The 12,710-nt window shown below is 61.8% G+C and carries 12 protein-coding genes and 6 pseudogenes; 13 read left to right on the top strand and 5 right to left on the bottom strand.

Annotated features, from left to right (window positions below):
• Positions 1-232 precede the first annotated feature (232 nt).
• From ABIF91_RS00985 to ABIF91_RS00945, 9 genes and pseudogenes are all read left to right on the top strand, one after another.
• Positions 233-1,150, top strand: coding sequence for a LysR family transcriptional regulator (locus tag ABIF91_RS00985; protein ID WP_028181902.1), 918 nt, complete (start codon positions 233-235; stop codon positions 1,148-1,150).
• 27 nt (positions 1,151-1,177) lie between these two features.
• On the top strand, positions 1,178-2,122 hold the full coding sequence (locus ABIF91_RS00980) for a transporter substrate-binding domain-containing protein (protein ID WP_341878356.1): 945 nt from the start codon (positions 1,178-1,180) through the stop codon (positions 2,120-2,122).
• Between the two features lie 24 nt (positions 2,123-2,146).
• Complete coding sequence (locus ABIF91_RS00975) at positions 2,147-2,812, top strand: amino acid ABC transporter permease (RefSeq protein WP_018273723.1); 666 nt, start codon at positions 2,147-2,149, stop codon at positions 2,810-2,812.
• The gene (locus ABIF91_RS00970; protein WP_028181903.1) at positions 2,809-3,459 is read left to right on the top strand and encodes an amino acid ABC transporter permease; all 651 of its coding nucleotides are present in this window, start codon (positions 2,809-2,811) and stop codon (positions 3,457-3,459) included. Before ABIF91_RS00975 ends, ABIF91_RS00970 begins: the two co-directional genes overlap by 4 nt.
• A gap of 8 nt (positions 3,460-3,467) precedes the next feature.
• Positions 3,468-4,274 (top strand): amino acid ABC transporter ATP-binding protein, encoded by an 807-nt coding sequence (locus ABIF91_RS00965; RefSeq protein WP_028181904.1) that lies wholly within the window; start codon positions 3,468-3,470, stop codon positions 4,272-4,274.
• A 58-nt stretch (positions 4,275-4,332) separates the two neighbouring features.
• Positions 4,333-4,410, top strand: a pseudogene (locus ABIF91_RS00960) (ATP-binding protein); the annotation flags it as partial.
• A 182-nt stretch (positions 4,411-4,592) separates the two neighbouring features.
• The gene (locus ABIF91_RS00955) at positions 4,593-5,003 is read left to right on the top strand and encodes a hypothetical protein (protein ID WP_424578684.1); all 411 of its coding nucleotides are present in this window, start codon (positions 4,593-4,595) and stop codon (positions 5,001-5,003) included.
• Positions 4,925-6,277 carry a transposase gene (locus ABIF91_RS00950; RefSeq protein WP_424578683.1) on the top strand — a complete coding sequence of 451 codons (1,353 nt, stop codon included), beginning with the start codon at positions 4,925-4,927 and terminating at the stop codon, positions 6,275-6,277. Before ABIF91_RS00955 ends, ABIF91_RS00950 begins: the two co-directional genes overlap by 79 nt.
• Positions 6,278-6,426: 149 nt before the next feature.
• Positions 6,427-6,705, top strand: a pseudogene (locus ABIF91_RS00945) (IS110 family transposase); the annotation flags it as partial.
• A 96-nt stretch (positions 6,706-6,801) separates the two neighbouring features.
• Here ABIF91_RS00945 and istB (ABIF91_RS00940) read toward each other — a convergent pair.
• Entirely contained in the window at positions 6,802-7,563 is a 762-nt protein-coding gene (gene istB / locus ABIF91_RS00940) for an IS21-like element ISFK1 family helper ATPase IstB (RefSeq protein WP_011090937.1), read from the bottom strand.
• 18 nt (positions 7,564-7,581) lie between these two features.
• The gene (gene istA / locus ABIF91_RS00935) at positions 7,582-9,123 is read right to left on the bottom strand and encodes an IS21-like element ISFK1 family transposase (RefSeq protein ID WP_424578664.1); all 1,542 of its coding nucleotides are present in this window, start codon (positions 9,121-9,123) and stop codon (positions 7,582-7,584) included.
• Positions 9,124-9,291: 168 nt separating this feature from the next.
• On the opposite strand from istA (ABIF91_RS00935), the pseudogene istA (ABIF91_RS00930) reads away from it, so the two are divergent.
• Both istA (ABIF91_RS00930) and istB (ABIF91_RS00925) read left to right on the top strand, forming a co-directional pair.
• Positions 9,292-10,206: pseudogene (gene istA / locus ABIF91_RS00930) on the top strand (IS21-like element IS1631 family transposase); the annotation flags it as partial.
• 4 nt (positions 10,207-10,210) lie between these two features.
• Entirely contained in the window at positions 10,211-10,978 is a 768-nt protein-coding gene (gene istB / locus ABIF91_RS00925; RefSeq protein ID WP_038952109.1) for an IS21-like element IS1631 family helper ATPase IstB, read from the top strand.
• Here istB (ABIF91_RS00925) and ABIF91_RS00920 read toward each other — a convergent pair.
• Positions 10,975-11,151, bottom strand: coding sequence for a hypothetical protein (locus ABIF91_RS00920; protein ID WP_424578692.1), 177 nt, complete (start codon positions 11,149-11,151; stop codon positions 10,975-10,977). The genes istB (ABIF91_RS00925) and ABIF91_RS00920 overlap by 4 nt on opposite strands.
• 28 nt (positions 11,152-11,179) lie before the next feature.
• Between ABIF91_RS00920 and ABIF91_RS00915 the strand changes: the two are divergent.
• Both ABIF91_RS00915 and ABIF91_RS00910 read left to right on the top strand, forming a co-directional pair.
• Positions 11,180-11,269, top strand: a pseudogene (locus tag ABIF91_RS00915) (transposase); the annotation flags it as partial.
• Between the two features lie 190 nt (positions 11,270-11,459).
• Positions 11,460-11,887 (top strand): annotated as a pseudogene (locus ABIF91_RS00910) (transposase); the annotation flags it as partial.
• Between the two features lie 56 nt (positions 11,888-11,943).
• Here ABIF91_RS00910 and ABIF91_RS00905 read toward each other — a convergent pair.
• The gene (locus ABIF91_RS00905; RefSeq protein ID WP_284282671.1) at positions 11,944-12,228 is read right to left on the bottom strand and encodes a DUF3892 domain-containing protein; all 285 of its coding nucleotides are present in this window, start codon (positions 12,226-12,228) and stop codon (positions 11,944-11,946) included.
• 279 nt (positions 12,229-12,507) lie between these two features.
• Positions 12,508-12,663: pseudogene (locus tag ABIF91_RS00900) on the bottom strand (integrase core domain-containing protein); the annotation flags it as partial.
• Positions 12,664-12,710: the final 47 nt, after the last annotated feature.

Below are 12,710 nucleotides of genomic sequence, written 5' to 3'. Positions count from 1 at the left end.
GAACCCATGCGGCCAACACCCAAGAAGGCGATCGTCGGCATCGATAAATCCTCGCGATATTGGCCGATAGGCCGGTCAAAACTCGGCGATCGCAGCCTCATCTTCGCGATGATCGCGATCACAAGGGTGATGCCGGCGGTTTTGGGCCGGTTCGACCGGCCCCGGAAGACCAGTCCAATTGACGCGAGGCGAAAGAAATTCTTACTCTCGGGTTCTTTGGAGATATGCCAGTTTGGCCCTCAGTCTTTCACGACTACGTCTCTTTCATGAGCTTTCCGAGCTCGGCACGATCTCGGCGGTGGCACGAGCGCTCGGCCAGACACGGCCAGCCGTGTCGCAACAGTTGGCGCTGCTCGAACGCGAGGCGGGAGCGGTACTTTTCGAGCGTTCGGCAGGAGGGCTGCGCCTGACAACCAAAGGGCAGCAACTCCTGGATCGCGTCACGCCGCTGCTGCAACTGGCAGAGCGCATCGAAGCCGAGCTCGACGAGAAGGACGGACCTCCTGCGGGCGAACTACGACTTGCCGCATTCGGGAGTGTCGCGACCAGCATCGTTCCAAGAGCCTTGGGCTATCTCCACAAGACACACCCCCTGATCGATGCAAGCTTCGTCGAACTCGAGCCGACCGAAGGCCTCAAGGCAACCGTCGCCAAGCAGGTCGATATCGCAATTGTCGACGATTATGCCGATGCAAGTGCGTACCAACAGGCCCTCGAATTCCACCCCCTCTATGTCGACGCCTTGAGTGCGATCCTTTCGTCAGACCACCGCTTCGCGAAGGCCGACTTGACAAGCATAGAGCTCAAGGATCTCTCGAACGAGAAGTGGGCGATCAACCAAACGGCGGTCGCCTATCAGCAGAACTTGACTAACGCGTGCTTGGCTGCCGGATTCGAAATGAAGATTGGCTGCAGCGCTCGTAATATTTCTGCCACCCTTGAGATGGTACGCACCGGACAATTCGTAACAGTCCTGCCCGGTCTTGCGGTGCAGCCCCTCGACAAGGATCCCGACTTTCGCGTTCTTCCCATTGCGCCCGCCTTACACAGACACATATTCAGCGCCGTTCCCAAGGGCACATCCCGGCGCCCTATCGTTGCCGCTGCATTGGCGGCCCTGGAGCGAGCGGCCCTCAATTGCCGCCTCTAAAACGTTGGCAGCGTAACTATTTCTAACGTGCTCCGACAGGAACCGTGTTCTTTCGCCGCGGCAAGACGAGCGCTAGTCGTTGAGCAAAGGCCACACTTCTATCTTTCCAACAACCAATGGAGCATGGACATGCGAAGCTATGGACTGCGGTTCGTCACCGATCTGGTTGCGGCATTCTGCGGGTTCGCGCTCGCGGCCGGGGCGAGCCACGCTCAGGAGAAGTCCAGGCTGGATGAAATCCTGGCGCGGGGCAAGCTGGTCGTCGGCGTGTCGAGCGAGTCACCTCCTTTCGGCTTCGTCGACGAGAAGGGGGAGCTGGTGGGCTTCGACATCGATGTTGCCCGGCTGATCGCCAAAGCGACTTTCGGTGATCCCAACAAGGTCGAGTTCATTCGCCAGAGCGCAGCCCAGCGCTGGCCCAATGCCCAGAACGGCACGATCGACTTTGGCGCGCAGACGACAACCATCTACGCCGACCGCGCGCAGCGGGTCGCGTTCACCCGCAACTATATCGATGGCGGCATCGTCCTCATCGTCCGCAAAGATGCGCCCTTCAAGACGCTCGACGATTTGAACAAGCCGAACGTCACCATCGCCAATCTGACCACGCCGACCCAGGAGGAGCGCGCCAAGCGCCTCTTCCCGCAGGCCAAGCTCCAGACCTTTGACGGCATCGCCTCGCAATTCAACTCTGTGAAGCTTGGCCGAGCCCAGGCCGCTCAGCTCGATGCTCCCGTAGCCGCATGGTATGTCAAGTCCAACCCGGACATGCGCGTGATGGAAACTCGCCTGACGGATGTCGTCAACACGGGTATCTTCATGAAGCCGGGCGACTTCCGGCTCTGGCAATACCTCGATCTCGTCGTGTCCGAGATGACCGGCGGGTATCTCTTCGCCGAGTACAGCGCGATCTACGAGAAGTGGTTCGGCGAAAAGCCGAAGAATGCGAAGTGGTATCTCAACAATAACTGATCGACTGCGCAGAGAGGGCGGGTGATGGATTGGTCACAGTTTGGCAACTTCGCCGTCCGCTACCTTCCGCAACTCTGGAACGGGATGCTCGTTACCATCGCTGTCGCGGCGCTCGCGGCGCCGACGGCTCTCGCAATCGGCGTGCTTCTCACTGTGCCGCGCGTTGCCGGCTGGCGGCTACCCAGCGCTCTTGTACGAGCCTATGTCGAGGTGATGAGGAATACACCGCTCCTCGTCCAGATGTACCTCCTCTTCTTCGGCCTGCCACTCGTGGGAATCTTCTGGGGTGAGATCACCTGCGGTGTCCTCGCCGTCGCGCTTCAGCACGCAGCCTTTTTGTCTGAGCTCTTGCGCAGCGGCATCGCGGCCGTGGGCGCCAAGCAGTGGGAGGCGGGACAGGCGATCGGCATGCGCCGCTGGGCGATTTTTCGCCAGATCGTTCTTCCACAGGCCGCTATCAAGGTCATGGCACCCGTCTCGAACCAACTGATCGTCCTTGTGAAGGACACGTCTCTCGTATCGGCGATCGGTGTGCTTGACCTGACACTGTCCGGCAAGGTCATCATCGAAAGATCAGGAGCGTCCTTTGAGGTCTTCATCCTCGTTGCGGCGCTCTATCTAATCCTGACTTCCGTCATCGGCGCCGGGTTTCGAGTCAGCGAGATGCGCTTCTCGCGGAGGCTCGGATGAGCATATCCGTCCTTATCGCAAACCTGCCCTACCTGTTGCAGGGTGCGCTGGTCACGCTATGGCTCGCCTTCGTCGTCGTCATAGCCGGCACGCTTCTTGGCGCGGTCGTCGGAACGATCTCGAGCGGAGGTGGACCGATCCTTCGGTCCCTCGTCACGGCTTACGTCTTCGTGTTTCGGGGCATTCCGGTATTGGTCGTGATGTTTCTCGGCTTCTACACTTTCCCGGCATTTGGAATCCGTCTCAGCGCCTACGCCGCAGTCATGATATCGATGGTCTTCTATGTCGGCGCCTTCGTCACCGAGGCAGTGCGCGGCGCCATCGCAGCCGTGCCGACCGGCCAGATCGCAGCAGCTAAGAGCCTTGGCATGCGGCGGCTGACGATGCTCCGTGAGGTCGTCCTCCCTCAGGCAGCCCGTCTCTCGATTGCGCCGATCCTCAACATCTCGCTTATGGCGATCAAGCAGACCTCTTACGCCTCGGTCGTCGGAGCCTGGGAACTCTCTTTTGCGGCTCGCGAGGTCGTGGAGAGAACACTCGCGGCTTTCCAAATCTTCCTGGGTGTCATGGTGATCTACTTTTTGATCTGCTACCCGATTTCGCTGCTCGCGAACTATTGCGAGCGGAAACTCTCCTTCGATCACTGAGGGTGCCCATGACCATCTCCGCCGGATCGCCCATTATCGTATCAGTGAATGGCCTCGTGAAATCCTTCGGGGCGCATCGTGTCCTGAACGGGGTTTCTTTCGATGTCCGGCGCGGTGAAGTCGTTGTCGTTCTGGGCCCGAGCGGATCAGGCAAGTCCACGATGCTGCGCTGCGTCAACTTCCTTGAGACATTCGAGGACGGCACAATCACGGTCAATGGGGCACCGGTCGGCTATCAGAGCGACAGCGCAGGCCGTCGCCGCATGCTCGATGAGAAGGTAGTTGCGAAGAACCGTGAGCATGTCGGAATGGTCTTTCAAAGCTTCAATCTGTTCCCGCATCGGACCGTCCTTCAGAACGTCATGATGGGGCCCGTGTCGGTCCAGCACCGAGACAGGACTGAGGCGAGGAAGCACGCGCTGGAGTTGCTAGAGAAGGTCGGCTTGACCGACAAGGCCGACCAATATCCCGCCCGCCTCTCCGGCGGCCAGCAGCAGCGCGTGGCAATCGCCCGCGCGCTCGCGATGCGACCCGCTGTCATGCTCTTTGACGAAGCGACGTCGGCCCTCGACCCCGAGCTCGTCGGCGAAGTGCTCCGCGTCATGCGGGAACTGGCCAACGAGGGCATGACGATGATCGTCGTCACGCATGAGATGGGCTTCGCCCGTGAGGTTGCCGATCGCGTTATTTTCATGGACGGCGGCGTGATCATGGAGCACGGCGCGCCGCACGACATCATGGCCAATCCTCAAACTGAGAGGTTTCGGTCGTTTCTCGGAATGGATCGATCCGTCAACAAAGTTCAAGACACCTAGCGACCATTCTTTACGGGAGCCACTGGCGCCGGTGCGGAGGACGGAGAGATGAGGAATCACCGCGCTACTCGACCGATTGACCCATCACTGCGACATCGTCGAGACCGGCAACGACAGCTGGCGATTCAAAAGCCGCGACGATGTTCAAACAACCCGCGCTCGCGCCGTCTCCGCAACCCCGACCAGCTCCGACGACCCGAGCGTTACCAGCAGAGCACGCCGATCAAAGAGAGGGGCGCATTGCCTCACCCAGAATGTTACTGGACAACTTCTCGCCGATGATTGGGGCGGTGCCATCGAATTGGTTCGGTGGCGTCTATGGCGGGAAAGATCAGCATGGGCGCGCGGCGCGAGGTGGTGTCGGTGGTAACGGAGCGTTACCGATCGGCCAAACGAGCGGAGAAGGGACGGATCCTCGACGAGCTGTGCGCGACGACTGGCTGGCATCGCAAGCATGCGGTGCGCGCGCTCAGGCGACGCGAGGCGGTTGGACCGGGCGAGGTCGAGGCAACAAGAAAGCGAAGACGCAGATATGGCGCGACGATCAAGGACGCGCTGACTGCGCTGTGGGAGGCGTCGGATCGGGTGTGCGGCAAGCGGCTCAAGGTGATGATCCGACCTTGCTGCCTGCCCTTGAGCGACATGGCCGATTGCAGCTTGGCCAGTCGGACCGTGACCGTGTTCTGGCTATCAGCGCCGGCACCATCGATCGCCTGCTCGTCGATGTGAAGATCGCGGCGAGCGGCGGCAGGCGGCGCCGTGCCGGGTTCCATTCGGCAATCCGGCGCGAGGTCCCGATCCGCACCTTCAATGACTGGAACAGCCCGCCGCCGGGCTTCTGCGAGGTCGACATGGTAGCCCATGGCGGCACGTCGGTGGCTGGCTCGTTCATCCAGACCCTGACGATGGTCGATATCGCCACGGGCTGGACGGAGTGCCTGCCGTTGCTGACGCGGGATGGCTCGCTGGTTGCCGAGGCGATCAACCGCGCACAGAGCCTATTCCCCTGGCTCTTGCGCGGCGTGGACTTCGACAACGACAGCGCCTTCATGAACGATGTCGTCGTGCCATGGTGCCGCCAACAGAAGCTCGAGGTGACGCGCTCGCGTGCCTATAAGAAGAACGATCAGGCGTTCGTCGAGCAGAAGAATGGTGCCGTCGTCCGCCGCCTCATGGGCTATGGCCGCTTCGATGGCGTCGAGACGGCGCGTATGATGGGCCGCCTTTATGCTGCGGCACGGCTCTACGTCAACTTCTTCCAGCCGTCGTTCAAGCTGAAGGAGAAGCGTCGCGAAGGGGCTAAAGTGATCAAGCGTTATCATGCTCCGTTGACGCCCTATCAGCGCGCGCTGGCCCATCCCAAGGTGACCGCGGCTGTAAAGCGGCGGCTACGCGATCAGTATCGCTCGCTCGATCCGGTCGCGCTGTTGGCCGAGATTCGCGCAACCCAGGACGAACTCGGCAATCGCGTCGATCGTCGTGCCGGACAGGCGCGCTGCCTGCAACGCGCTTGCACGAGCACCGCGCCGGCGACCGCGGCGACGTTTGCGAAGACGCTCGGCAAGACGGTGACGGCCGGCGAGCCGCGTGCCACGCACCGGCGAAGCCGTCGGCCCTATAAGACCAGGGTTCGCATGCCGTCCAAGCTCGACCCGCATCTTGCTGCGATCGAAGCCTGGCTCGCAGAGCAGCCGCAGCTGACTGCACTCGCCATCGTCGGCCGGCTGAGCGAGAAACACCCCGAGGAGTTCGGGACGAGACAGCATTCGATCGTGCAGCGTCTGCTGAGGGCGCTTAGACGGAGGGCTGCCGAGCAGTTGGTCGCGGAGGAGTCGCTCGGCGACGCCACCACCGCTGCCCCATTGTCCGGGGTTGTGGACGGCTCGGGCTATGTAGGGCCCGACCCGCCCACAGCCCCTCCCACCGAGCAAGCTTGGAAAGCAACCTGGCGCGGCCAATCAGTCGACATCGCATCGACCGCTGCAACGGCGCCATCAGGGTAACATTCGCAGATGCGGCAATACGAGGGGTCCCTTTTGGATGCCGATAGGGGGTCCCAGTCAAACACGATGACATAATTGCGGTCGGCGCCCGCGGGACGAAAGGTCCGCTATCTTCAAGCCTGCACGCAATCACACGAATCGGAGCGGCTATGAAGCAATATGTTGGGCTTGACGTCTCGCAAAAGGAAACTTCAGTGTGCGTGGTCAACGAAGCAGGTCGGATCTCGTTTGAGGGAAAGGCCAAGTCCGATCCGGGGGCGCTCACCGCGCGGCTTCGCGAGCGGGCGCCGCATGCGGAGCGCATCGGTTTTGAGACCGGGGCGATGGCAAGCTGGCTATGGCATGAACTTCGTAGGGTCGATCTTCCGGTGGTATGCATCGACGCTCGGCATGCGCACGCGGCTTTGTCAGTGCGCATGAACAAGAGTGCGGATTTCACGGATCGTGAGCATCGATTTCGCGCGATCGTGAGCACTGAATTCAGACGATCGTGAGCAGCCCGCTACGGCCGATGGGAGATAGAGTCAGTGTTCTGGTTGGCCGTCAAGGGTGATGGTTTTGGCGCTGCGTTTTCGCATGCTTTCTCCGGTGAGCTGGAGGCGGTGGGCGTTGTGGACGAGGCGATCGAGAATGGCGTCGGCGACCGTGGGGTCCCCAATGGCTCCATGCCAGGTGTCCACGGGGAGCTGACTTGTGACGATGGTGGATGCGCGGCCATGGCGGTCCTCGAGGATTTCGAGCAGATCGCGGCGTTCCGCGGCGGTGAGCACCGATAGTCCCCAATCATCCAAAATCAGAAGCTGAGCGCGGCCGAGGCTTTTGAGGAGCCGGGCGTAACGTCCGTCTCCGCGCGCGAGCGCGAGCGCCTCGAACAGCCTTGGAACGCGATGATAGAGGACTGATCGGTTGTCGCGGCAGGCCTTGTGGCCGAGCGCGCAGGCTAACCAACTTTTGCCCAGGCCGGTTGCCCCGGTGACGAGCAAATTCTCGTGGCGATCGATCCAGCGACCTTCGACGAGTTTGGCGAAAACGGCGCGGTCGATGCCCCGCGGGGTGCGCAGATCGACGTCCTCGACGCAAGCAGTCTGGCGCAGTGCGGCGATCTTGAGGCGCGTGGTGAGCCGCCTGGTGTCGCGTTCGGCGGCTTCGCGGTCGACCAACAGGCCGATGCGATCTTCGAACGGCAGGGCTTCGAGATCGGGCGATCGGCGCTGCTCCTCGAAGGCCTTGGCCATTCCGGTCAGGCCAAGCTCGATCAGCCGTTCGTGGGTTGGGTGGTTAAGCATGCCGGGTCTCTCCTTGCTTCAGTGGAAGTAGTCGCGTCCGCGGATGTTGCCGTGGCGCAGGGGCTGGTGCTCGAAAGATTCGTCGAAGAACGTGCGATCGAGGCCGTTCTGGAGGATCGATCTAATCGAGGCGACGGAGCGCGCCTTGATGAGGATGCCCCTCCGGCAGGCTGCGTCGAGGCGTTCGGCGCCGTAGCTTTTGACGAGCGCCAGAATGCCAAGGCAGGTTCGAAAGCCTTGTTCTGGATGGGGGCGGGCGTCGATCACGGCCTGGAAAAACGCTGCTGTCGAAGGACCGATCCGCTCGCCGGCGGCGATCACCGCGGCGGGGGTCCATTTGCCGTAGCGGCGATGGGCGCTGGGCATGTGGTCGGCGATGGTGGTGTGTCCGCGTCGGTTGGGCGCGCGGGCATGGCTGGCGATCCGCTGGCCCTTGTGGAAGATCTCGACCGTCCGATCGTCGATACGGGCATCGACCAGCTCGCCAATCAGACGATACGGCGCGGAGTACCAATGGCCGTCGACCTCGACATGATAATCGGGAGCGAGGCGGCAGCGCTTCCAGCGTGCGAAGGCATAAGGCTGATCTGGCAGCGGGGTTAGCTTGGGTTTGTCGAGTTCGGCAAACAGTTCGGCGCGGCTTGAGCCGAAGCCACGCATTTGACGAGCATTGAGTTCGTCGACGAGTGTCTTGATGGCGGCGTTGAGCTCGGCCCGGGAAAAGAAGCGCTGATTGCGCAGCCGGGCCAGAATCCAGCGCTGGGCGATTTGCACCGCGACCTCGACCTTCGCCTTGTCTTTTGGGCGCCGCGGCCGTGCGGCGAGAATGGCCGTGCCGTAATGGCTCGCCATCTCGGCATAAGTGCGATTGAGGCCGGGATCGTAGCGGTCGGGGTTGCTGACGGCGGCTTTGAGGTTGTCGCAGACCACGAACGTCGGCGTTCCGCTCAAAAACGTGAACAAGTTGACGTGGGCCCGGATCCAGTCGGCCAAGCTCTCGCTGGGGCAGGCCTCGGCGTAGGTGTAGTTCGAAGCGCCCATCGCCGCGACGAACAGCTTCATCGGCTGCACTTCCCCGGTCAGGGGATCGACGATGTCGATGGTGTCGCCGGCGAAATCCACGAACACCTTCTCGCCGCCCAGATGAATCTGCCGCATCGAAGGTCGGACCCGCCCCTTCCAGGCCTCGTAGGTAGTGCAGAACCACGTGTACCCGAAACCGTCGGGATTAACGGCGCGATACTCCTCCCAGAGCAGGCGACCGGTTACGTTGCGCCGGCGGAGCTCTTTATCGATGTAGCTCCAGTCGGGCACCGGCCGCTGCGGGCTCTGAGACGCTGGTCGTGGGGCCGGGAAAAGCAAAAGCTCCAGGTCTTCATCGGTCATTCCCTCCGGAAGCGGCCAGCTCAACCCAGCAGAGCGGGCGCGGCTCAGGTAGCTGTGCACAACGCCGTTGCTGACGCCCACGCTCCGCGCGATGGCCCGCTCTGGCAGGCCTTGAAAATGTTTTAACCGAAGGACTTCCTTGATCCGGCGCATCGACAATCTCTGGGTAGGCATTGGACTTCCTCGTTAACCACGAGGTCATCCCTAAGCCGGTTGAGTTGTCGGCCGAAGCGCTGCAAGGCTCCGAAAGCCTTGCTCACGATCCCGCGAAATCGTTGCTCACGATCGTCTGAAATCTCTGCTCACGATCCCCTGAAATCCGCGCTCACGATCCCGCGAAACGCGCATACCCAGGGCACTGCGCTGGCCGGACGGCGCTTCGAGACGCTGGAGGCGCAAAACGAGTTCTTGAGGCACTGGGAGGAGAACTGGGCTTCCAAACGCATCCACGGCAGCACGCGCCGTCAGGTCGAGGCGATGTTCCAGGAAGAGAAGCCGCACCTGCGGCCGCTGCCTGTCGCTCCCTTCCGCATCTTCACCGAAGTCGTCCGGACTGTCTGCGACGACACCACCGTACGCGTCGACAACAGCTATTACGCCGCGCGGCCCGCGCCGATCGGCAGCCAGGTCGTCGTGCGCATCTACACCACCACGATCGAGATCCGTGATCGCCACACCCGTGCGCTGCTGCGTGTTCATTCCCGGATGGCGCACCCCGGTTCTGTCGTCCTGCCGACCAGCGAACGGCCGTTCAACCCGTCGCGGCAAACCGCCGTGCTGCTGGCGAGCGCCGAGCGCATCGGACCGCAGACCAGGGCCTTGTGCCAGCAGGTGTTCGACACCGAAGGGCGCCCCGGACAGCGCGCGATGTGGGGCATTGTCGGGCTGGGCCGGAAGTATCCGGCGCGGCTGGTCGAGCAGGCCTGCGCGCACGCCATCGACAACCGCATCTACCGCTACAAGCACGTGCGTGCGACCGTCGAGCGGTTGTTCGAACAGGCGATCGAGCAGGTTGGAGTGACGCCACAGCCGGCATCGCCGCTCACCCAGGATCATCCGCTGATCCGTACCCCCGCGGAATACGGCGACCTCTTCAGCCGCGCTGTGCGGCGCGACGCCGACGACAATGGTCGGCAGGCCGAGGCTCACGACGATCACGCCACGGCAATCCGCGCTCGTGTCGCCTGCGCAACCCCGGCCAACTCCGGCGCCACGAGCGCTCCCGCTGCACCTTCTCACCTTAAACTGGAGACCTAGCCACATGATGACCATGCCGGAAATTGAGCGTTGCCTACGACAGCTGCGCCTGTCGGGTGTCCGCGACACGCTGCAGACGCGCGTGCTCCAGGCGCAGGGCGCCAACCAGCCCTTCCTCGAGACCTTCTCCCTTATCCTGCAGGATGAACTGGACCGTCGTCAGTCCCGTCTTATCGAGCGGCGATACCAGCAATCCGGGCTCGACGAAAAGCTGACGCTCGCCGAGTTCGACTGGTCCTTCAATCCCAAACTGCCACGTCAGACCTGCTTCCAGCTCCACACCCTGGCGTTCATTGCCGCTGGCGAGAACGCTCTGCTTGTTGGCAAACCTGGCACCGGGAAGTCGCACATCGCCAAGGCGATTGCCTATCAGGCGATCCTGCAAAGCCACAAGGTCCAGTATCTTGAGACCGACGACTTCTTCCACCGCTACGCCCTGAACTCTCCGGCACAACGCGAGGTCCGGCTGCGAACCATCATCGACTGCGATCTCCTCGTGCTGGACGATCTATTCCTCGCACGCGCCATCCCCGACGACGCCGGCACTTTGCTGCAGACCCTGATCCATCAGCGTTACAAACTGCGCCGCAGCGTCATCGTCACCTCCAATCGCGTCGTGCAGGATTGGGGGGCATACCTTGGGGACAACACTATGAGCACGACGATCCTCGATCGCCTTATGCATCATTGCCATCTGCTTGAGTTCGACGGACGCAGCTATCGGCTCAAAGAAGCCGCTGAAGCTCTTGCCCGGGAAACAAACTCAAACTAACAGTCCCTTGTCCTGCCTCGCGGGTGGAGGAATTTGACTGACCACACCCGGAGGAATTTGAAGTGACCCGCGGGGGCCTTGAATGCCGGAGAATGCGTCCGGCGGCTCTTCTTCGTCATCTTCGCTCCTGATTCGCAGCAAGAATCCTCGCCGCTGTCAGGCAGAAAATCCACTCAAGCTACTGTCCGAATTTGCGGGGCCAGCTCTCTGTGCCGCAAGCACGGCGTCGGCGACGCCAGCATCTACAAATGGAAGGCCAGGTTCGGCGGGATGGACGTTTCCGAGGCCAAGCTGTGAATCGGCGCGGGGGGCAGGCCGTTGCAGGTATCGGCAGTAACGCTGTGAAGGTACTTAAGCAAAGCCAGTCGAGATGGGGTCACCATCGGCGCCGATCGGGGCCCCATCCCGACGGAGATTCCTTTATCCGCCACCAGGAATTGCCGGCGTTAGCTCAAGGGGCTCGGTTCGGTGCTGATTCACAGCCACCCGTCGGGTGCTGCGCCAGGCCTGGGAGCTCGATGACGCCGACAAGGCTGAAAAATTGATCCGCAATCTCGCGCGTCGACTCGACCAGCAATGGCCCGGCGTAGCGGCCAGCATCCTCGAAGGCCTCGACGAAATCCTGACTGTCGTCCGGTTGACGCTGCCGAAGGAGCTTCGTCGATCGCTCGCCCGCACCAACATCGCCGAGAACATGATGGGCACCATTCGCCGCGTCACGCGCAACGTCAAACGCTGGCGGGATGCCGGTATGGCGTTGCGATGGGTCGCGGCCGGCATGATCGAGGCCAAAAGGGCTTCCGACGATTGAAGGCGCATAAGCAATTGTCGGTTCTGCGTGCGGCCCTTCACGCTCACCACGATCGCATGACGATCAAGCCCGTTGCCCACGTCTCGAGGGCCGCGTAACATGCATTCCGGCAACCTCGGCCCGACGTAGTTCAACACCGATCGGGACATTCCCATCACGGACACTCAGGGAGGGAAAGGAGATTGTCCGGTTGAATTCCATCCACTGTTGTCTTGATGTACTTGTTTCGGCCGTCTGTGACGACGATGACCTCGACAGTGACGCCTGATTCTTCGACGTAGTACTCCCACTCGCGGCTTTCGAGATCTCGGATAGTCTTCTTAACGGATAGCTTCCATCGCGTTCCGTCTGAATTTACCCCGCCGACATTTTTGATTCTCTCGTGTGCGTTTCGCCTGTCAGTCTTGTTTATGCAACGGATGCGCACGCGTTTGGGCATGCGGGTGTCTCCCATCTGGGCAAGCTGTCGGACCAGCTTAGAGACTGATCGAGGAGGAGGGACCGGCCGATTCTGGTAGGTGCCCCGGTTACTTGTCTGCGCCATTATCTGGGGGCGCCTGGAGAATGAGGAGAGAGCTGGCCCCGGTTGTTTGGACAGCGCCCCGCTGGATTTAAGTGGATTCCTGCCGGGTTATGCTGAACGCGGGGCTTTACGGTTTTGTCGTTGCGTCGGGAGGGCGTAGCCCGACCAGAGCGACGACAAAACCGTCGGCGACGGTCATGCGGCCATCACCATAGCTTGCGTGCCGAAGTAAGCCTCGTCGGGCGTGCGCCCGTCAAGGCTCGAGTGAGGGCGTCCCTGATTGTAGAAGGCCAGATACTTGGCAATTGACGCTCGCGCCTCGGACACGCTGTCGTAGGCGCGGAGATAGTCGTCCGTGAAGAATGCAGATCGGCCTGAGACATAGGCAGAAGTTGTCT

This window comes from Bradyrhizobium sp. USDA 241 (assembly GCF_049739505.1).
In the GTDB taxonomy this organism is placed as follows: domain Bacteria; phylum Pseudomonadota; class Alphaproteobacteria; order Rhizobiales; family Xanthobacteraceae; genus Bradyrhizobium; species Bradyrhizobium liaoningense.
The sequence above is the reverse complement of the archived record's forward strand: the minus strand, read 5'-3'. Positions and strand labels throughout refer to the sequence as shown.

Excerpts from the sequence above, each read along its gene's own strand:
- ABIF91_RS00975 (WP_018273723.1), top strand. The coding sequence starts at position 2,147 with ATGGATTGGTCACAGTTTGGCAACTTCGCCGTCCGCTACCTTCCGCAA.
- ABIF91_RS00970 (WP_028181903.1), top strand. The coding sequence starts at position 2,809 with ATGAGCATATCCGTCCTTATCGCAAACCTGCCCTACCTGTTGCAGGGT.
- ABIF91_RS00965 (WP_028181904.1), top strand. The coding sequence starts at position 3,468 with ATGACCATCTCCGCCGGATCGCCCATTATCGTATCAGTGAATGGCCTC.
- ABIF91_RS00955 (WP_424578684.1), top strand. The coding sequence starts at position 4,593 with ATGGCGGGAAAGATCAGCATGGGCGCGCGGCGCGAGGTGGTGTCGGTG.
- istB (WP_011090937.1), bottom strand. The coding sequence starts at position 7,563 with ATGCTTAACCACCCAACCCACGAACGGCTGATCGAGCTTGGCCTGACC.
- istA (WP_424578664.1), bottom strand. The coding sequence starts at position 9,123 with ATGCCTACCCAGAGATTGTCGATGCGCCGGATCAAGGAAGTCCTTCGG.
- istB (WP_038952109.1), top strand. The coding sequence starts at position 10,211 with ATGATGACCATGCCGGAAATTGAGCGTTGCCTACGACAGCTGCGCCTG.
- ABIF91_RS00905 (WP_284282671.1), bottom strand. The coding sequence starts at position 12,228 with ATGCCCAAACGCGTGCGCATCCGTTGCATAAACAAGACTGACAGGCGA.